This is a genomic window from Tabrizicola oligotrophica (assembly GCF_011008935.1).
Lineage (GTDB): Bacteria > Pseudomonadota > Alphaproteobacteria > Rhodobacterales > Rhodobacteraceae > Tabrizicola_A > Tabrizicola_A oligotrophica.
In genome coordinates, this window is sequence record NZ_JAAIVJ010000003.1 from 255,417 (window position 1) to 274,117 (window position 18,701).

Annotated in this window: 17 protein-coding genes; 9 read left to right on the forward strand and 8 right to left on the reverse strand. The window is 65.5% G+C overall.

Translation table 11 applies throughout. The features are described from left to right. Positions 1-12: 12 nt before the first annotated feature. From G4Z14_RS07700 to G4Z14_RS07735, 8 genes are all read right to left on the reverse strand, one after another. A complete protein-coding gene (locus G4Z14_RS07700) occupies positions 13-1,320 on the reverse strand; it encodes a M16 family metallopeptidase (RefSeq protein WP_164624366.1) in 1,308 nt (435 codons plus the stop codon). Next, positions 1,317-2,663, reverse strand: a complete 1,347-nt coding sequence (locus tag G4Z14_RS07705; RefSeq protein ID WP_164624368.1) for a M16 family metallopeptidase — start codon at positions 2,661-2,663, stop codon at positions 1,317-1,319. Before G4Z14_RS07705 ends, G4Z14_RS07700 begins: the two co-directional genes overlap by 4 nt. Before the next feature lie 95 nt (positions 2,664-2,758). After that, positions 2,759-3,301 (reverse strand): DUF3035 domain-containing protein, encoded by a 543-nt coding sequence (locus tag G4Z14_RS07710; protein WP_164624371.1) that lies wholly within the window; start codon positions 3,299-3,301, stop codon positions 2,759-2,761. A gap of 72 nt (positions 3,302-3,373) precedes the next feature. Continuing rightward, positions 3,374-3,862: a signal peptidase II gene (gene lspA / locus G4Z14_RS07715; protein WP_164624374.1), complete on the reverse strand. Its 489-nt coding sequence runs from the start codon at positions 3,860-3,862 to the stop codon at positions 3,374-3,376. Between the two features lie 6 nt (positions 3,863-3,868). Then, positions 3,869-5,470: a bifunctional phosphoribosylaminoimidazolecarboxamide formyltransferase/IMP cyclohydrolase gene (purH, locus tag G4Z14_RS07720; RefSeq protein WP_164624377.1), complete on the reverse strand. Its 1,602-nt coding sequence runs from the start codon at positions 5,468-5,470 to the stop codon at positions 3,869-3,871. A gap of 25 nt (positions 5,471-5,495) precedes the next feature. Then, a complete protein-coding gene (locus G4Z14_RS07725; RefSeq protein WP_164624381.1) occupies positions 5,496-7,226 on the reverse strand; it encodes a heparinase II/III family protein in 1,731 nt (576 codons plus the stop codon). A 122-nt stretch (positions 7,227-7,348) separates the two neighbouring features. Beyond that, complete coding sequence (locus G4Z14_RS07730) at positions 7,349-8,500, reverse strand: saccharopine dehydrogenase family protein (RefSeq protein WP_164624383.1); 1,152 nt, start codon at positions 8,498-8,500, stop codon at positions 7,349-7,351. A gap of 72 nt (positions 8,501-8,572) precedes the next feature. Then, on the reverse strand, positions 8,573-9,625 hold the full coding sequence (locus G4Z14_RS07735; protein ID WP_164624386.1) for a saccharopine dehydrogenase: 1,053 nt from the start codon (positions 9,623-9,625) through the stop codon (positions 8,573-8,575). An 83-nt stretch (positions 9,626-9,708) separates the two neighbouring features. Here G4Z14_RS07735 and G4Z14_RS07740 point away from each other — a divergent pair, with 83 nt between their 5' ends. The 9 genes from G4Z14_RS07740 to G4Z14_RS07780 are packed head-to-tail and all read left to right on the forward strand — an operon-like array spanning position 9,709 to position 18,640. Continuing rightward, the gene (locus G4Z14_RS07740) at positions 9,709-10,602 is read left to right on the forward strand and encodes a hypothetical protein (RefSeq protein WP_227751588.1); all 894 of its coding nucleotides are present in this window, start codon (positions 9,709-9,711) and stop codon (positions 10,600-10,602) included. 3 nt (positions 10,603-10,605) lie between these two features. Next, on the forward strand, positions 10,606-13,032 hold the full coding sequence (locus G4Z14_RS07745) for an SGNH/GDSL hydrolase family protein (protein ID WP_164624390.1): 2,427 nt from the start codon (positions 10,606-10,608) through the stop codon (positions 13,030-13,032). Then, a complete protein-coding gene (locus G4Z14_RS07750; protein WP_321573016.1) occupies positions 13,026-13,847 on the forward strand; it encodes a glycosyltransferase family 2 protein in 822 nt (273 codons plus the stop codon). Before G4Z14_RS07745 ends, G4Z14_RS07750 begins: the two co-directional genes overlap by 7 nt. Before the next feature lie 38 nt (positions 13,848-13,885). After that, complete coding sequence (locus tag G4Z14_RS07755; protein WP_164624392.1) at positions 13,886-14,824, forward strand: AEC family transporter; 939 nt, start codon at positions 13,886-13,888, stop codon at positions 14,822-14,824. Further along, a complete protein-coding gene (gene fghA, locus G4Z14_RS07760) occupies positions 14,821-15,651 on the forward strand; it encodes an S-formylglutathione hydrolase (protein WP_164624394.1) in 831 nt (276 codons plus the stop codon). Before G4Z14_RS07755 ends, fghA begins: the two co-directional genes overlap by 4 nt. Before the next feature lie 39 nt (positions 15,652-15,690). Further along, positions 15,691-16,134, forward strand: a complete 444-nt coding sequence (locus G4Z14_RS07765) for a YaiI/YqxD family protein (RefSeq protein ID WP_164624396.1) — start codon at positions 15,691-15,693, stop codon at positions 16,132-16,134. 49 nt (positions 16,135-16,183) lie between these two features. Next, positions 16,184-17,146 (forward strand): DMT family transporter, encoded by a 963-nt coding sequence (locus G4Z14_RS07770; RefSeq protein ID WP_164624398.1) that lies wholly within the window; start codon positions 16,184-16,186, stop codon positions 17,144-17,146. Then, entirely contained in the window at positions 17,118-17,744 is a 627-nt protein-coding gene (locus tag G4Z14_RS07775; RefSeq protein ID WP_164624400.1) for an HAD family hydrolase, read from the forward strand. Before G4Z14_RS07770 ends, G4Z14_RS07775 begins: the two co-directional genes overlap by 29 nt. Then, on the forward strand, positions 17,741-18,640 hold the full coding sequence (locus tag G4Z14_RS07780) for an ornithine cyclodeaminase family protein (protein ID WP_164624403.1): 900 nt from the start codon (positions 17,741-17,743) through the stop codon (positions 18,638-18,640). Before G4Z14_RS07775 ends, G4Z14_RS07780 begins: the two co-directional genes overlap by 4 nt. The last annotated feature ends 61 nt before the right edge of the window (positions 18,641-18,701 follow it).

The window sequence follows — 18,701 nt, forward strand, 5'->3', positions numbered from 1 at the left end:
GCGGGCGTGACTCTATTCCGTAGCCACCACGCCTGCCGGTTCGCCCACCACGACAAAGGACAGATTTTCCGGTTTCAGCAACCGGGCAGCGACGCGACGGATGTCCTGCATCGTCACGGCGTTCACCTTGTCATTGCGGGTTTTCGGATAGTCAGAGGACAGGCCCAGCATCTGCATGCCGACAAGAATGCTGGCAATCGGGCCGTTTCCATCAAAGCGCAGCGGGTAGGCGCCGGTCATATAGGTCTTGGCGGTGGCCAGTTCCTGCTCGGTCACGCCCTCTGACGCCATCCTGGCCCATTCGTCGCGCACGACCTTGATCGCCTCGGCCACCTTGTCATTGCTGGCCTGAAACTGCCCGACCCATTCCGCCGACAGGTCGCGGCTGGCCAGCCCCGTGCCGATGCCATAGGTCAGCCCGCGCTTTTCGCGCACCTCCTGCATCAGCCGGGACGAGAAACGCCCGCCGCCAAGGATGTCATTCAACAGGCTGGCGGCGAAGAAGTCCGGGTCGTCAAAGCCGATTCCCCCATGGCCGAACAGCACCACCGATTGCGGGCCGGGGAAGGCCTGCACCACAACCCCGGGCTTTTCGTCCAGTGCGGCTTTCGGCGGCATCGGCCAGCCGGTTGCGGGCAGGTCGGACAACAGCTTGTCAAGCAGCAGCCCCAGTTCCGCCGCCGAAATATCGCCCGCTGCCGCGACATAGAGGCGATCCTGCGCCATGGCCCCCTGCCACGCGGCCAGCACATCGTCACGGGTCAGCGAGGTGACGCCTTCAATCGTGCCGTCGCCTGATGATCCATAGGGTTGGTCGCCATAGGCCCGGGCGCGGGCAAGCCGGGCGGCAATCGCCGAGGGATCTTGCTCCTCGGCCCGCAGCCCGGCCAGAACCTGTCCCTTCACCCGCTCCACCGCGTCCTGATCAAAGCGCGGCGCGGTCAGCGCAAGGTGCAGAAGGCCCATCGTGGTATCGCGATTTTCGGTAAGGGTCTGGGCTGAGACGGAAATCTCATCCGACCCCGCGCCGAAGCCGATTTTCGCCGCCAGCCCGTCACGCGCCGCGGCAAAGCCCTGAGCGTCCATCTCGCCCGCACCTTCCTCCAGCGTCGCGGCCATCAGGTTGATCGCGCCACGTTTGCCCGGCTGGTCCAACGAAGTGCCACCGCGAAAGCGCAGTTCCAGTGCCATGAAGGGAATGTTGTGATCTTCCACCAGCCAGGCCTTGATGCCGCCGGGCGAAGTAACTTCCTGAATGGCGATCTCGGCGCGCAGCGGGGTGGCCAGCGCCACAAGGAAAAGGGCAATGCGCAGGATCATTCCTTGGCCTCCTTCACCGGGGCGGGGGTTTGCAGCCAGCCGGTGACGGCGCGGCGCTTGTCGAAAACCTCGGTCGCGGCGGCCATGATCTCTTCCTCGGTGACAGATTGCAGGATGTCGGGCCAGTCCTGCACATCCTTGACCGTCAACCCGACGGCCAGCGCCTGCCCATACATGTTCGCCAATCCCTCGGCATTGTCGCGGCCATAGATGGTAGAAGCCCGGACCTGGGTCTTGATCCGGGCAAGTTCCTCGGGGTCCACGCCGTCCTTGAGAAAGCCGTCGATCACCGCGTCCAGGGCCGCTTCGGCATCGGCCAGTGCGACATCTGGAACCGGCATGACATAGACTCCGAATGTAGCGGGGTCGACCGACGTGCCGTCGTAAAACGCCGCCGACCACGTCGCCACACCGCGATTGAACTGCAATTCGCGGGCAAAGACCGAGGTGGTGGGATTGCCGCCCAGAAGCTCGGCCAGCAGGGTCAGGGCCGCGGCCTTGCGCTGGTCGCCCGGGTTGCGCTCGGTCGCAAGGTAGCTGCGGACGACATAGGGTTCCGAGACCCGCTCATCCTGCAGCACGATGCGGCGCTCCGACAGGTGCGGCGGCTCTGACGGACGCGCGCGGGGGGTGATGCTGGCCGAGGGCTCCAGCGGGCCGTAATGGGTTTCGGCAAGCTTCAGCGCCGCATCCGGCGTCACATCGCCGGCGACCACGACAATCGCATTGTTCGGCGCGTAGTTGGCCCTGTAGAACGCCAGCGCATCGTCGCGGGAAAGCGCGGTGATCTCGTGCAGCCAGCCGATCACGGGGCGGCCGTAGGGGTGGTTCAGGTACTGCGCCGCGCCCATCTGTTCGCGCAAGAGCGCGCCGGGGTCGCTGTCGGTGCGCTGGCCGCGTTCTTCGACGATGACCTGCCGTTCGGTTGCCACGTCCTGCTCGGACAGCGTCAGGTCGCGCATCCGGTCGGCCTCCATCTGCATCATCAGGTCCAGACGATCTGCGGCAACCCTTTGGAAATAGGCGGTATAATCCCAACTGGTGAAGGCATTGTCATTGCCGCCCTGCGCCTCGACCGTGGCGGAAAACTCGCCCGGCGCCAGATCATCGGTGCCCTGGAACATCAGGTGTTCGAAGAAGTGCGCGATGCCGGAATGGCCAGGCGCCTCGTCGGCGGCCCCGATGCGATACCAGACCATCTGCGTCACCACCGGGGCGCGGTGATCTTCGATCACCACCAGTTCCAGCCCGTTTTTCAAGGTGAAGGTCGAGACCTCTTCGGCAGCGCGGGCCGGTCCGGCACAGGCCAGACCCAGTGCGAGGGCAACAAGGGAAGGGCGCATCGGAAACCTCCGGCATAGGCAAGCCACGGATTAACCTAGGCCGTGGCGGCGAGCCATGAAAGCCCGCTTGCGGAAATGTGATGGGCAAGAAGGCCTTAGCGTTCGCCCAACTGGCGCGGCGGGGCCGATGGCGTACCTGCGCCCGCTGCGCGCCAGCGCTCCAGCTCCAGCTGCTGGTCCAGCGCCTGCTTGCGATAGGCGCGGAAATAGACGTTGGTGCCGAACAGCCGCTCCAGCAACCGGCCATTGTTCTTGCGCCGATGATCGACATCCTCCGCCGCGAGCGTCGGGCGGATGTCGGCCGCAATGCCGTTGCGGGCGGCATGGGACAGAAGCGCCCCATCTGCGGCCGGGACGCTTTCGCTGGCCGTGCGCGGGGTGCCGCCCAGCGCCAGCACGGCGTCGTCCTTGGGCCGCGGATCGGTGAGGTTTTCGCCGCCCGGCGTCGGTTCGGGCAAGGCGGCCAGATCTTCGGGCATTTCCAGCGGCTTGGGCGGAACGATGGAAAACTCATCCGGGCCATTGGTGGACGACCGCAGGTTCATCAGATGCGGGGGCTTGTCGCGCCAGCCGCCGCAACCCGCCAGCACCAGCAGCGAAGCGCCCGCAATTGCGAGTACCAAACGTGCTGCCGTCATGCCTGCCTCCTTTTTCCCCTTCGGGACTTTGGCCCTTCTAGCGCAAAGCCCTGCCCTCGTCACGGGGTCTTGTCAGCGCTTGCGCGCCGCCTTGCCACCTTGGCCTTTCCCGGTGAAGAGAACAAGGCCAATGGCCCCGGCAAAGATGGCGATGTCGGCGATGTTAAAGGCATAAGGGTTTTCGATGCCGCAGCAGGACATGTTCAGGAAATCGGCAACATAACCGTAAGCCAGCCGGTCGATCACATTGCCCATCGCGCCGCCGACCAAAAGCCCGGCGGCGATCAGACCCCAGCGGCCAAAGCGGTCTTTCCTAGCCCAGCGGATCACCCAGCCCGATATCACCACCGCCAGCACGACCAAAAGCCAGCGCGTCACTTCGGAATCGCCCGACAGGAGCCCGAAGTTGACACCCCGGTTCTCCGCCCAGCGAAAATTCAGCAGCGGGTCGATCACGTCGATCTCGCCCCGCTCCGGCAGATCCAGCGCGTGGATCATCAGCAGCTTGGAGGCCTGATCGGCCACCAGGGACACGAACGCTGAAACGGCAAGAGCGCGCATGACGACTCAGTGCCGGAAATGCCGCTGGCCGGTGAAGACCATGGCAAGGCCCGCCTTGTCGGCCGCCTCGATCACGGCGGCGTCGTTCATGCTGCCGCCGGGTTGGATCAGCGCGGTGGCCCCGGCCTCGGCCGCCGTCAGCAGCCCGTCGGGGAAGGGGAAGAAGGCATCCGAGGCCACGACCGAACCGATGGTGGGCGATTGCGCCAGCCCCAGCACCTCGGCCATATCCTGCGCCTTGCGCGCGGCAATCCGGGTCGAATCCACGCGGCTCATCTGGCCGGCCCCGACGCCGACCGTCGCACCGTCCTTGACATAGACGATGGCGTTCGACTTGACATGCTTGGCAACCTTCCACGCGAACAGAAGGTCGGCCAATTCGGCCTCGGACGGCGCGCGCTTTGTCACCACCTTCAGGTCGGCGGCAGTGATGCTGTCGACATCACCATCCTGCACCAGAAAGCCGCCTGCCACCTGCCGGAAGGCCAGCCCACCCTTTTTCGCATCGGGCAGCCCGGCGGTCGTCAGCAGCCGCAGGTTCTTCTTGGCGGCAAAGATCGCCTTGGCCTCGTCGCTGGCGCCGGGGGCGATGACGACCTCGGTGAAGATCTTCACAATCTCCTCGGCAGTCGCCGCGTCGAGCGGCTGGTTCAGCGCCACGATCCCGCCAAAGGCCGAGGTCTGGTCGCAGTGATAGGCGCGCTTGTAGGCCTCAAGCAGGCTTGCGCCCTTGCCGACGCCACAGGGGTTGGCGTGTTTGATGATCGCGCAGGCCGGGCCTTGGCCCGCAAATTCGGCCACCAGTTCAAAGGCGGCGTCGGTGTCGTTGATGTTGTTGTACGAAAGTTCCTTGCCCTGCCACTGCTTCGCGGTCGAAACGCCCTCGCGGCGCGAGCCGTCGGTGTAGAAGGCCGCCCCCTGATGCGGGTTCTCGCCATAGCGCAGGGGCTGGGCCAGCTTGCCCGCGAAGGAGCGATAGCGCGGCGCGGTTTCCTGCAGCTCCCCGGCAAGCCAGGTGGAGACCGCGGTGTCATAGGCGGCCGTGCGGGAATAGGCAGTCAGCGCCAGCTTTTGCCGGAACACAAGCGTCGTTGCCCCGTCATTGGCCTTCAACTGGTCAAGAAGCTGGGTATAGTCGCAGGGATCCGTCACCACAGTAACAAAGCGGTGGTTCTTCGCCGCGGCCCGGATCATCGCCGGCCCGCCGATGTCGATGTTCTCGATGCAGGTGGCGTGATCGGCGCCTTTCGCAACAGTTTCCTCGAACGGGTAAAGGTTGACGATCAACAGGTCGATCGGGTCGATGCCATGCGCGGCCATCGCCAGAAGGTGTTCGTCATCATCACGCAGCGCCAGCAGCCCGCCATGCACATTCGGGTGCAGGGTTTTCACGCGGCCATCCATCATCTCTGGGAAACCGGTGATCTCGGAGACATCGCGCACGGCAAGCCCGGCCGTGCGCAGCATGCTGGAGGTCCCCCCGGTCGAGACCAGCTCCACCCCAAGGGCCGACAGCGCACGGGCAAGGTCCAGAAGCCCGGTCTTGTCGGAAACGGAAATCAATGCGCGTCCGACATAGACATGATCGGTGGCGACGGGATGGGTCATGGCAGCCTCACCTCTTGGGGGAACCTCAAAGGGGCACAGGCATTTCCCCAAGGTCCAGATCGCGGATGGCCAGCGGAGTATCCTGTGCCTTCGCCAAGGTCCAGCCCAGAGGGGTTTCAAACGCCATCGCACGGCCCGAAAGCACGATCTGGCGCGCCGGGCGGGGCTTCAACCGGCCCTTTTGCAGATAGACAGAGGGTTCCAGCGCCAGGATTGCCGCCGAATTGTGCCGGAACACCCAGATCTCGCCGCTTTTCAGGGCAATCGAAACCGCGGTGCCGCCCATGTCCAAAGTCGCATCGGCATCGGGGTGCAGGTGAAAGCGCAGGGCAAAGCCCACGCCCGACAGGCGACCCTCGGTCATCAGTCGCTCGAATCGCGCGTGCTGGGCCGGTGTGACGGCAATCAGATTGTCCTGCCCGACCAGTCGGCGACCATCCGACGACAAGGTCAGCGTCCGCAGGTGTGACAGACCGTGGGTCTTGGCCCAGCCATCATGGCTGGCTGAAAAGAACGGCCCACCCTCGCCCGCGCCCAGCCGCAGGTGATGCACCTCGGCCCGGTCCGACAGCAATTCGGATCCCGGCTTGAACCGCGACGAGGAGAACCCCTCCAAGGCCAGCGTCGAGTGGCTGGGCGTCGCCCGACCGGCCAGCCGCCACTCCGGCCCGAACGGCACGCCCGAGCCGCAAGAGACGATCAGGGGCCGCCGCCCCGAGGTCAGTTCAAAGGCCAGGGTCGAGGCATGCGCCGACGTCCCTGCCCGCCCTTCGGGCGGCGCGGCGGCATCGACGATCACGCTGGTACGCCCGCCCTGCAACCGGGCAAAGCCCATGGCCAGCCCTTGCCCACCCGTCGCCGCGGGCTTCACCCCGGCTGCGGCCAGGGCCTGCTCCAGCCGCCCTTCCATGCCGCGCCCGCCGGAGTGGAACCGGGCCAGGCCGCCATCCGAATGCCGCAGCGCCCGCAAGGTCGGGGCAATCCGCTCGATTGCACCGACCAGCGGCTCGGGCGCGATGCGCCCCGCTTCGGCCAGCGCCTTCTCGGCCCAGGTCAGCAGCGTGAAGACCTCCAGCAGGTCTTCGGGATTGCGCGTCGGAATACCGCCCTGCCGATCCACCTCGCGCCCGCATTCGGCGGCCAGTGCTGCGACCGCCGGCGTCACCAGCTTTTCCATGCCCGTCAGCGCCAGCCCGGCAATCACCAGCCCCACCAGCGCCTCAAACCGCGGCAAACCCGGTGCGGCCTGTTTCCAGCGCCATGACAGGAACACCGTCTGCGCCGTGACCTGCGCGTAATAGGCATCCGATTGCGCCTTGTCGCGCCCCATCAGAAGAAACAGCGCATGGTTGATCCAGCGGATCAGCCGTCGCCCGGTCAGGTCGGGCGACCATCCGGGGCCACGCCCGACGCCAAACCGCTCGATCCATTCCCAAAGCCAGCCCTGCGCCCGCACCCGCGCCTGCCCGTCCCCCGCCGCAGCCAAATCGTCCAGCCAGACAAAGCCATGCACATCATCGGCCTGCCCCGGATCGGGCTGCGCAATGTCCCACAGGCTTCGGCCCTGCAATTCCACCAATTGCCCGCCGAACAACACGTTTCCGGCAATCATCTGCCGGCCCTTGGCGTAAAGCCCGATCGAGCGCGGTTCAGGCTGCGAGACAAACCCGCTGGCCGGTCGCGCCCGCAACGCACGCGAAACAGCCCAGCGATTGCCGAGACTGCCCTTCGCCGTCGGGGTCCTGCGCGATGCCATGGGGTGATCTGCTCTCGTCACTCGCCCGCTGACCGGGCCGTCTTTGGCCCAGTCTACCCAAGCCGGCCCGGCCTGTCACGCCAAAGCCGGGCGAAAACGCATCGCCCGGCGCAAGTGGCGCATCAGGCCAGATGATCGACGCGGGCCATGTATTGCGCCAGATGGCCCACCTGACCCAGGAACTTGGCGGTCAGTTTCGGATCATGCGGCGCAGCATGGACGCCTGCCGGGAACTCGCGCGCCAGAACCGATTCGATGGCCAGCGACACCGGCACCGACACCAGCCGCCCCATGGCCGAACCGCGCGCATCGCCCCAGGCATCCATCGCCCAGGTCCGGTCGAACACCGCACGGCCGTCGCGTTCCGCCTTCAGGCTGACGAACAGCACCACCCGGTCCGGCTCGCCCGGCGCATAGGAATTGACCTTGAGCAGCGCATCGGCCCGTGCGGTCAGCGCCGCGTTGATCTCGGCATCCGACTTGCCCTCCAGCCCCTCGATCTCGCGGAAGATCGGCGCCCAGGCCTCGGCCCAGCCGTTCAGGCGAATGGTGCCACGCACGAAATCGCGCACCTTCCAGGCCTTGTCAAAGCGGTAATCCTCCATGAACGGATAGCTGTCGCGGTTCGGATAAACCTCAAAGCTTTCCGGTTGCGGCAGGGGCGCGTCATAACGGGTAATCGCGTCCCAGGGCCGGTTCACGCGCAGCTCGCTGAAGTTCTTCAGCGACCGCGAGGGCGAGCGCAACGCCTTCAGCACGCCGGCGGGCGCCCAGGAGAACTTGTAGCGGAACGGGTTCGGGATCTTCGGCACGCCGCCGCAGTAGGAGACGAAGGAAAGCACGTTGTCGACATGATAGGCCGGCGAGGCGCGATAGGCCGCGACCAGATCATGCGCCATCAGATGGTCGATGCCCGGGTCAAGGCCGACCTCGTTGACCGAAACCAGACCCTTCTGGCGGAACTCCTCGTCCAGCGCCCGCATTTCCGGCGCGATATAGGAGGAGGAAACGAAATGCGCCCCCTTCGAAAGGCAGGCCTTGGCGATCGACACATGCTGGTCCGCCGGCAGCATCGACACCGCGATGTCACCCGGCTCCAGCGCGGCGGTCAGCGCCTCGAGGCTGTAGGCGCGGATGTCGCCGGTCAGATCGCCCACCACCTCGCGGGCCTTCTCGACGGTGCGGTTCCAGACCACCACCTTCCGGCCGCCCTCCAGCAAGCGCCGCAGACCCGGCCCCGACGACAGCCCCGTGCCGCACCAGTGAATCGTCATTCTCTCTCTCTCCCAGATTGCGCGACCCGGAGCTTTGCAAGACTCCGGACCGATTTCTGCCCAGAAATCGGCCTAAAGGCCGGATGTGTGTTTGTCGAAATCCGCCTTTGCCCGACCCCAGACCCCTGCGTTCAGGTCAGTCAGGGTCAAGAGGCTGGGCAACAATTGCGCGGCGTAGTCGATGCTCGATTCCACCGGCATCAGCGAGGGCAGGTTGTCGATCGCGGTGACGTCCAGCACCGGGTTTTCAGCCACCCGCAGCGCGGGCGCGTCCCAGTCGGTCGCGCGGTCATAGACCTTGATCGGCGAAAAATCCGAGGTCGGATCGCAGGCGATGTCGCCGATCACCGTCAGCTTGCGCGCGGGATCAGTCTTGGCTGCAGCCGGCACGAAAACCGGGCAGCCCGGACGGGCCAGGATGCAGTTCAGGAAGATCTCGTGCTGCAGCACTTCGGGGAAGGGTCCGCCACTGGCGGTTTCCGCCATGTCCCATTTGGTCACGGCAACGCCCATCGCTTCGCACAGGTCCGCCGCCCCGGTGCCGACCCGGCCATTCGCGCCGATGATGATGGCGCGGGGGCGGGAAAGGCCCTGCAGGTCCGCCGCCAGTTCGGTCAGAAGCGCATCTTTCGAGCCAACCTTCCTTACCGCTCCGGCAATGCCGCCGCGCGCCTGCGCCGCCCAGCATTTCAGCGAAACTGCCGCCCCGGCATAGCCCGCCCAATAGCCGAAGGCCGCCACGCGCCGCCCGGTCTCATCCACCAGATATTCCAGATCGTAAAGTGTGCCGCCGCCCGCCTTGAAGCGCTTGAGCAGCACCTGACCCGCCGGCTGGCCCTTGAAGGCATGGCCGAACATGATGTGGCGATGGGTCAGGGGCGTGCCATCCTCGGGCAGTTCCTTCAGCCCGAAGATGATCGCGTCGGCGGGCGCTTTCGGCCAGAGGTTTTCTTCTGCAATCTCGCAGCCCGCCTGCACGTAGCCCTCCAGCGCAATTGCCCGGACCGAGGATTTCTCCACCGTCACCCGGATACCCGCCTTGACCAAGGCCGCCGCGCCCTCGGGCGTCAGGCCCACGCGTTCCTCGTGCGGGCGCTGTTCGGCCCTTACCCAGAGATGAGTCATGCATGCCCCCGGCGACTGGTTTTTCCCGCGCCGAAATACCAGATATGACGGCAATGAACAGGGGGCGAATTCGGAGGCGGGGAATGCGGCGCAGGATGATTTTTGCCCTGCCTCTGGCGCTGGGCACATGGGCCGCGGCAGCGTTCTGGCTTCGCCCGCCCCTCCGGCAGGCGCCGCGCCGGATGGACGCCCTGCCCCGGCCGAAAGGCCCGCTGAAAACCTTCCACTTGGGCCACAGCCTTGTGGGCCGCGACATGCCCGCCATGCTGGCCCAACTCGCGGGACATGGCTATCACAGCCAGCTGGGCTCGGGCGCCTCGCTTGCAGATCACTGGAACGGAACGGTCAAAGGCTTTGCCGAGGGAAATGCCCATCCTGCGCATCGCCCGGTGCGCGAGGCGCTGGAAAGCGGCGATTATGATGCGGTGATCTTCACCGAGATGGTCGAGCTGAAAGATGCCATCCGCTATCACGACAGCCCCGCCATGCTGGCCGAGTGGGCCAGTCTGGCGCGAAAGGCCCGCCCCGAGGTGCGGCTTTACCTTTACGAGACGTGGCACCGGCTGGATGACCCCGCAGGCTGGTTGCAGCGCATCGATTCCGATCTTCGGGCGCTTTGGGAAGATCAGATCCTTGGCCCCGCCATCCTGCAGGCGGGTGACATTCGCATGATCCCCGCCGGGCAAGCCATGGGTGCCGCCGCCCGTGCGGCAGAGGCGGGACAATTGCCCGGCATCTCCGACCGCCACTCCTTTTTCAGCGATGACATTCACCTGAATGATCTGGGCAACTGGCTGGTGGCGATGACCCATTATGCAGTGCTTTACCACCGCGCCCCGATTGGCCTGCCCGCCCACCTGACCCGGGCCGATGGCATGCCCGCCACGCCGCCACCTGCTGATGCGGTTCGCCCCTTGCAGGAACTGGTCTGGCGGGTGGTGACAGGCTATCCTCTCGCCGGAATGTCAAAGGGATAGTCGATGTCGGTGTTTTCCTTCCTTGCAGATGTGCTGATGGTCGGGCACAGCCTGTTCGGCGGCGACACCGCGGTTCTGACCGAATCCGCCCTGCGCGAGATGACCGGTCCATCGGTGGTGGAAACCCAGATCATCAACGGCGCCAGCCTTGCCTACAACTGGGAGAACTCTGCCAAGGCCGAGGGTGCCGACGCCCGCGCTCGCCTTGCGACCCGGCCCGCCGATGTGCTGATCCTGACCGAGGCGATTCCGGTTGCAGGCCATGTGCAGTGGTCCGACACCGCAGGGAATGTCGCCAGGTTTGCGGGCCTCGCCCGCGACGCCAACCCCGAGGTGCGGGTCTATCTCTTTGAAGGCTGGCCCAGCCGCGCCTCCGGCCCCGGTGCCGATGCCGCGGATGATCCCGATGCCAGCCTGCCTTGGCGGGAACGGCTGGTGAAAGACTTGCCGCTTTGGCAGGCCGCGGCTGGCGAAGGGGTAAAGGTCATCCCGGCCGGCCAGGCCTTGGCCCGGCTGGAGGACGAGACTGCCGCAGGCAGGGTGCCGGGCATCGACCGGCTTGACGATCTGTTTTCTGACGACATCCACCTGAACGGCAAGGGCCAGTATTTCATTGCCATGGTGATCGCAGGCGCCATCACCGGACAATCCCCCGAAGGCCTGCCCGCCCGGCTGACCCGGGCCTGGAGCAGCCGGGACGACTATCTTTCCGCCGCTCAGGCTGCGGCCCTGCAGCGGGTGGCGTGGCAAGCGGTGTCAGCCAGCGCTGCCGCAGCCCCGGCAAGCGCCGCGCCAAAGGCTGCACCCACACCGCAGAAGGATCCGCCCGCTCAGGTTCAGGCGCTGCCGATGGGCGCCTTCGCGCCTGTCACCAACCCCAATCTCGCCTTGGGCCTTGCGGGCGTGACCGACTGGTCGGTGCAGCAACCTTTCCTTGACGTGATGAAAACCGCCCGGCCCTGGGTGGGACATCTGCCCGGCCAATGGGGCGGCTGGGGCCATGACGATCTTGCCGCCAAGGGCTATCTTGACGAAAACGGCTGGCCGAAGGCCCTGCCGCCGGACCTCTCCGGCATCACGACGCTGATCCTGACCGACCTGCCCGAAGAGGCAGGCGGCGTTGCCGGGCGCTATCTGCTGACATGGGCGGGCAAGGGTACGCTCGTCCTTGAGGGCCGGGCGGTCGTGGCAGAGGCGCAGCCCGGGCGCATCCTGTTCGACTACACCCCCGGGGAAGGGGCGGTGTTGCTGACGGTGACTGCGATCGACCCCTCTGACCCGATCCACGACATCGTGGTCGTGCGGCAGGACCGGGCCGAAGCCCTGGCGGCGGGGCAGATCTTCAACCCCGACTGGCTGGCACGCATCCGGGGGGTGACAGCCCTGCGCTTCATGGACTGGATGGCCACGAATGACAGCCCCCTGTCCCGCCGCTCCGATCGCCCCAAGCCCGCCGATTACACCTGGGCGCGTCAGGGCGTGCCGATGGAGGTGATGATCGCGCTGGCCAACGAGCTGAACGCCGACCCGTGGTTCACCCTGCCGCACCTGTCCGAAGATGCCTTGGTGCGGGACTGGGCCGAGCTTGCCCACAAGGATCTGAACCCCGGCCTTGTTGCGCATGTGGAATATTCCAACGAGGTCTGGAACTGGCAGTTCGCGCAGGCCAGGTGGGCCGAGGAACAGGGCAAGGCGCTGTGGCACAAGGATGGCACATGGGTGCAGTTCTACGCCCGCCGCGCCGCCGAGGTGGCTGACATCTGGGCCGATGTGTTCAGGGACGATCCCCGGCGGCTGATGCGGGTGATTGCCATGCAGACCGGCTGGCTGGGGCTTGAGGACCAGATCCTCGACGCCCCTCTTGTGGTGGCCGAAGGTCGCAAGGCCCCGGTCGCAAGCTTTGATGCCTATGCCGTAACCGGCTATTTCAGCGCCCTTTTGGGCGCGGATGACAAGGCGGCGCTGGTCAGGGGCTGGCTCGCGCAATCGCGCGACGCCGATCCCGCGCAGCCCTACCGGCTTGCCAATGAAATGGCCGCGAAGGAACTGCGCGACGGTTCGATTTCCGGCAACCGGGAAGACACGCTTGCCCGGCTCCTCGCCGAGCTTCTGCCCTATCACGCCGCCATCGCCGCCGACCGGGGGTTGAAACTGGTGATGTATGAAGGCGGCACGCATGTCGTGGGCTTTGGCGCGCAGATGGAAGACGCAGACCTGACCGCCTTCTTCGAACAGCTGAACTATGCACCGGAAATGGGAATGCTTTATGCAGAGCTTCTGGCGGGGTGGGGCCAGATCTCCGATCAACCTTTCAACGCCTTTGTCGATGTCTACGCCCCCGGCAAATGGGGCTCATGGGGCGCGCTGCGGCATCTGGGCGATGATAACCCGCGCTGGCAGGTTCTGGCGAAAGGCTGCGCAAAGTGCTGAGCGTCATCATCCCCGCCTGCAATGAAGAGGGCTACATCGGCGCCTGCCTGACGGCGCTGTTTGAAAGTCACGCCATCCCCGGCGGGGCCGAGGCGATTGTCGTGGCCAATGGCTGCCGCGACAACACCGCTGATCGTGCCCGCGCCATGGCAAATGCGGCCAGGGCGGCGGGTTGGGGGTTTCAGGTGCTGGATCTTGCCGAGGGCGGCAAGCCCAAGGCGCTGAACGCCGGCGACCGGGCAGCAAGCGGCGCGACGCGCGCCTATCTCGACGCCGATGTGATCGTTTCGCCAGCTGTGATGGCCGACCTAGCCCATGTGCTGAACGGTGACTCCCCCCTCTATGCCGGAGCCACTCCACGCATTCCGCGCGCGCGCAGCGCCATCACCCGCGCCTATGCCAGGTTCTGGCTGCGCCTGCCCTTTGCCCGAAGTGTAGCTCCGGGATATGGCCTGTTCGCCGTCAACGCCGCGGGACGCGCCCGTTGGGGCGAATTTCCCGCCATCATTTCGGATGACACTTTCGTCCGCCTGCAATTCACCCCTGCCGAGCGGGTGCAAGTCGCCAGCCTCTACGACTGGCCGATGATCGAAGGCTTCGCAGCCTTGGCCCGCGTGCGCCGCCGACAAGACGCGGGTGTGGCCGAGATCGACCGGCTTTACCCCGGCCTGTCGGACCGCGACGGCAAGACCCCGCTGACCAAGATCAACCTCGCGAAGTTGGCACTACAAGATCCCGTCGGCTTTGCCACCTATGCCGCCGTCTCGCTGGCGGTGCGCCTTGGCGGGTCGGGCGGCTGGACGCGAGGACGCTAGGCCTTGCCCCCGCGCCGCCCGCATGACACCAAGGGTGCATGCTGCCGATCCTTCTGAAAACCCTGCCGTTCTTTGCGATCATCGGCCTAGGCTTCTGGGCCGGGCGGACGAAGTTCTTCTCCTCGGAAGCCACGGTTTTCCTGACGAAGTTCGTGTTCTATTTCCCGCTTTCGGCGATGCTGTTCCGCTTTGCCTCGAACCTGTCGTTGGCGGAAATCTTTGAGCCGCGCTTTGTCGCGGCCTATCTCCTCGCCTCTTTCGCGCTGTACGCGCTGGTGCTGGCGGTCGGCAAACTCCGCGCCCTGCCATGGCCCGAGGCGGCGATGGAGGCCCATGCGGCAGTGTCCGGCAATACCGGGTTTCTGGGTGTGCCGATGCTGGTGATGCTGCTTGGACCCGCCGCCGCCGGCCCGGTGATGATGGTGCTGAGCGTCGACATGGTGATCTTTTCCAGCCTCATCACCCTTGTCGTCACCGGCGCGCGGGAAGGACAGCTCCGCCTGCAAACCCTCGCGGTTCTGGGCAGGGGGCTGCTGGCCAATCCGATGATCGTGTCGATCGTCCTTGGCTTCCTCTGGTCCGGCCTCGGCCTGCCGTTGCCCGACGTGGTCAACGATTTCATGGCGCTCCTCGGCAATGCCGCCACCCCTTGCGCGCTCTTTGCCATCGGCGCAAGCCTTGCTGGGCGGCGCGCAGACCGGCTGCAACTCGCGGGCTGGATCGCGGCGGCAAAACTCTTGATCCACCCCGCGCTGGTCGCCGCTTCTGCCTTTGCCTTCGGCGTGGAGCCCTTTGCGGCAGGCGTGATGATCGCGGCAGCCAGCCTGCCCGTTGCGGGCAATGTTTTCATCCTTGCCCAGCATTACGGGGTTGCGCCGCAGCGGGTTTCAACGGCAATTCTGATCTCGACGGCAATCTCGGTGCTGACAGTTTCGGGCGTGATCGCCCTGATCGGGCCAATGGTGGGGAAGATATGAAGACGATCTCGGAGAACCGGTGTTTCGGCGGCGTGCAGGGGGTGTATTCGCACGCCTCGCAGTCCACGGGCGGCGACATGACCTTTGGCCTTTTCCTGCCGGAAGAGGCAGAGACCGGCGCGGTTCCGGTGATCTGGTATCTCTCGGGCCTGACCTGCACCCATGAAAACGCCATGACCAAGGCCGGCGCCCAGCGCTGGGCGGCCGAGATGGGCGTGGCGCTGGTCTTTCCCGACACCTCGCCGCGCGGCGAGGGTGTGGCCAATGACCCGGCCTATGATCTGGGTCAGGGCGCAGGATTTTATGTCAACGCCACGCAGGCGCCCTGGGCTCCGCATTTCCGGATGTGGGATTATGTGACCGATGAGCTGCCGCGCGTGCTGTTCAACTCCTTCCCGCTGGCCGAAGAGGCGCAGGCGATCACCGGGCATTCCATGGGGGGCCACGGCGCACTTACCATCGCCATGAGTTTCCCCGGCCGGTTCCGGTCGGTCTCGGCCTTTTCGCCGATCTGCAACCCGACCGCCAGCGACTGGGGCCGCAAGCAGTTCACCGCCTATCTCGGCAGCGATGAGGCGACATGGGCGCCCCACGACGCCACCCTGCTGATGAAGAAGCGCGGCTTTGACGGGCCGATGCTGATCGACCAGGGCACAGCTGACCAGTTCATCGACTTGCTGAAGCCCGAGGCGCTGGCCGGCGCCATGGCCGAGCGCCGTCAGGGCGGCACTTTCCGCATGCAGAAGGGCTATGACCACAGCTATTTCTTCGTCTCCAGCTTCATGGAGGAGCATGTCGCCTTCCACGCGCAGGCGCTGCATGGGTAAGGGAATGGTGGGTGGATCACCCACCCGACGGGGCCGGAAATGACGATATGGATCGACGCCGACGCCTGCCCGGTCAAGGACGAGGCCGAGCGGGTGGCGACGCGCCACCGCATCCGCATGGTGCTGGTGTCGAACGGCGGCATCCGGCCAAGCCAGAACCCGCTTGTCGAAAGCGTCTATGTCACGTCCGGCCCGGATGAGGCCGACAAACACATCGCCAGCCATTGCCAGCCCGGCGATGTGGTGGTGACGGGCGATATTCCCCTTGCCGCCAAATGCGTTGCCGCCGGCGCACAGGTCATCAAGCCCAATGGCGAGGTGTTGACCTCTGCCAACATCGGCATGGCGCTGGCCACCCGCGACCTCATGCAGGACCTGCGTTCGGCCGATCCGTTCCGTCAGGGTGGCGGCAGGCCGTTTTCCAAGGCGGACCGCTCACGCTTACTTGACCAGTTGGACCGTTTGGTCAAAGCCGTCCTTTGATGTCGCGAGCAAGACAGATTCCGGTGTTCGGCCGGCCTTGATTGTCGCCATGAACGCGCATCCGAAAAGCAATGCCTCGGGCATTCTGCTGGCCTTGGGCGGCGGGGTGATCCTGTCAATGAACGATCTGGCGATCAAGGCGCTGTCGGGCGCCTATGCGCTGCACCAGATCATCCTGATCCGCGCCTTCATCGGAATTTCACTGGCGCTGGCGCTGATGTGGATATCGAAGGCCGGGTTCCGCCAGATCCTGACCCGACGGCCCGGGGCGCATCTGATCCGCGTGACGATCGTCATGGTGTCGAACATCACCTATTTCGTCGGCCTGTCGCTGATGCCACTGGCCGATGCGGTGGCGGTGGCGTTCGTCGCCCCGCTGTTCGTGACCATGATGTCGGCGCTGATCCTTGGCGAACAGGTCGGCCCCCGCCGCTGGGCCGCCGTGGCGATGGGGCTTCTGGGCGTCGTCATCATGACCCGCCCCGGCCAGGGCATGATCCAGCCTGCCGCGATCCTCGTGCTGATTTCGGCCTTCTGCTATGCCTCGAGCCACATGATGACGCGGCGGATGCGCGACACCGAAAGCGCGGCGACCCTGTCCTTCTATGTGCAGGTCGGCTTCATCCTCGTGTCCTCCACCTTCGGCATCCTGACCGGAGACGGCCAGATGGCCCAGGCCCCCGGCACGACATGGGAATTCCTGTTCCGCCCCTGGATCCTGCCCCCCGTGGCCGACTGGTGGGCCTTCGTCGCCACCGGCCTTGCGGTGGGCATCGGCGGGTTGATGATGAGCCAGGCCTACCGCACCACCGAAGCCGCGCTGGTAGCTCCCTTCGAATATGTCGGCATGCCGATGGCAATCTTCTGGGGCGTGGCGGTTTTCGGTACCTGGCCCGATCAGACCGCCTGGGCAGGGATTGCGCTGATCTGCGGGGCGGGGCTTTATACGCTCTGGCGCGAAACGGTCAGAAGGAAAGTGGAAGATGTCGCAGCCCCAAGCGGTGATCTTTGACATCGGAAATGTGCTGACCCGCTGGCAACCCGAAGCCTTCTACGACCGGGTGATCGGCGAGGAGCGCCGCCGGGCGCTCTTTGCCGAGGTCGATCTGCACCACATGAACGATCTGGTGGATGGCGGCGGGCTTTTCCGCGAAACCATCTACGGCTGGGCCGAGACCTATCCGCAGTGGCGCGATGAAATCCGCATGTGGTACGACCGCTGGATCGAACTTGCCTCGCCGCGCATCGAAGGCTCCGTCGCCCTGCAACGGGCGCTCAGGGCCAAGGGTGTCCCGGTCTTTGCCCTGACCAACTTCGGCAAGCATTCCTTCGAGGAAGCCTTGCCGAAGATGGATTTCCTGACCGACTTCGACCGACTTTATGTCTCGGGCCGGATGGGCGTCATCAAGCCTGATCCGCGCATCTATCAGATGGTGGAAGACGATTGCGGCTTGCCCCCGCAAAGCCTGCTCTTTACCGATGACCGCGCCGACAACATCACGGCGGCGGCACGGCGCGGCTGGCGGACGCACCAGTTCGAAAGCTGGCAAGGCTGGGCGGCGCGACTGGTGTCCGAGGGACTTTTGACAAGGGAAGAGGCGGGGATATGACCATGCAGATCGTGCCGAAAGAGGCGGAAAGCCTGCTGAGCTGGGCCGGGCTTCTGGACGCTTTCGAGGCTGGCCATCGCCTGCCCATGCCCGACATCAAGGACTTGTTCGTCTATCGCGGCGCCGACACCATTCTGGATCGGGCGACCTGGATTGACGGCCTTGGCGCGCTGGTGAAGGTTGCCACCGTCGTTCCCGGAAATTCCCAGCGCGGGCTGCCGACGATCTTCGGCTCGGTCACGCTTTACGACGACATCACCGGGGAGCTGACTGCGCTGGTCGACTTCCATCTGGTGACGAAATGGAAAACCGCGGGCGACAGCCTGCTTTCCGCCCGCCGACTGGCCCGCAAGGACGCTCGCAACATCCTTCTGGTCGGCGCCGGCACTGTGGCGCGCTCAATGGTCGAGGCCTATTCCTCGATCATCCCGGACGCCAGGTTCACCGTCTGGAACCGCAGCCGCGCCGGGGCCGAAGCGATGGGTCTGGCGGTGGCGGACAATCTGGAAACGGCTGTGAAGCAGGCCGACGTCATCTGTTCGGCCACTATGGCGACCGAGCCGCTGATCAAGGGAGACTGGCTGCAGCCCGGCCAGCACATCGACTTGATCGGCGCCTTCAAGCCCGGCATGCGCGAGGTGGACGACACCGCCATGTCTCGCGCACGACTGTTCGTCGACAACCGGGCAACCACGATCCACCACATCGGTGAGTTGATCGAGCCGTTGAAATCGGGCGCGATCACCGAAAATCACATCGTCGCCGATTTTTACGACGACCCGGCGCTCTATGCCCGCCGCTCGGACGACGAGATCACCATTGCCAAGAACGGCGGCGGAGCGCATCTCGACCTGATGACGGCCAGCTACATCGCCGCAATGTGGTCGCAGCGCTAGGGCAAAAAATACCCTCCCGGCGAAGCGGGTTTCCCCGAAACCTGCGCAGGGGGCAAACCCC

Bases quoted from the DNA above. Each gene is read 5' to 3' on its own strand.
- G4Z14_RS07780 (WP_164624403.1), top strand. From the start codon at position 17,741: ATGACCATGCAGATCGTGCCGAAAGAGGCGGAAAGCCTGCTGAGCTGG.
- fghA (WP_164624394.1), top strand. From the start codon at position 14,821: ATGAAGACGATCTCGGAGAACCGGTGTTTCGGCGGCGTGCAGGGGGTG.
- G4Z14_RS07710 (WP_164624371.1), bottom strand. From the start codon at position 3,301: ATGACGGCAGCACGTTTGGTACTCGCAATTGCGGGCGCTTCGCTGCTG.
- lspA (WP_164624374.1), bottom strand. From the start codon at position 3,862: ATGCGCGCTCTTGCCGTTTCAGCGTTCGTGTCCCTGGTGGCCGATCAG.
- G4Z14_RS07735 (WP_164624386.1), bottom strand. From the start codon at position 9,625: ATGACTCATCTCTGGGTAAGGGCCGAACAGCGCCCGCACGAGGAACGC.
- G4Z14_RS07725 (WP_164624381.1), bottom strand. From the start codon at position 7,226: ATGGCATCGCGCAGGACCCCGACGGCGAAGGGCAGTCTCGGCAATCGC.
- G4Z14_RS07770 (WP_164624398.1), top strand. From the start codon at position 16,184: ATGAACGCGCATCCGAAAAGCAATGCCTCGGGCATTCTGCTGGCCTTG.
- purH (WP_164624377.1), bottom strand. From the start codon at position 5,470: ATGACCCATCCCGTCGCCACCGATCATGTCTATGTCGGACGCGCATTG.
- G4Z14_RS07775 (WP_164624400.1), top strand. From the start codon at position 17,118: ATGTCGCAGCCCCAAGCGGTGATCTTTGACATCGGAAATGTGCTGACC.
- G4Z14_RS07705 (WP_164624368.1), bottom strand. From the start codon at position 2,663: ATGCGCCCTTCCCTTGTTGCCCTCGCACTGGGTCTGGCCTGTGCCGGA.
- G4Z14_RS07730 (WP_164624383.1), bottom strand. From the start codon at position 8,500: ATGACGATTCACTGGTGCGGCACGGGGCTGTCGTCGGGGCCGGGTCTG.
- G4Z14_RS07755 (WP_164624392.1), top strand. From the start codon at position 13,886: ATGCTGCCGATCCTTCTGAAAACCCTGCCGTTCTTTGCGATCATCGGC.
- G4Z14_RS07745 (WP_164624390.1), top strand. From the start codon at position 10,606: ATGTCGGTGTTTTCCTTCCTTGCAGATGTGCTGATGGTCGGGCACAGC.
- G4Z14_RS07700 (WP_164624366.1), bottom strand. From the start codon at position 1,320: ATGATCCTGCGCATTGCCCTTTTCCTTGTGGCGCTGGCCACCCCGCTG.
- G4Z14_RS07765 (WP_164624396.1), top strand. From the start codon at position 15,691: ATGACGATATGGATCGACGCCGACGCCTGCCCGGTCAAGGACGAGGCC.
- G4Z14_RS07740 (WP_227751588.1), top strand. From the start codon at position 9,709: ATGCGGCGCAGGATGATTTTTGCCCTGCCTCTGGCGCTGGGCACATGG.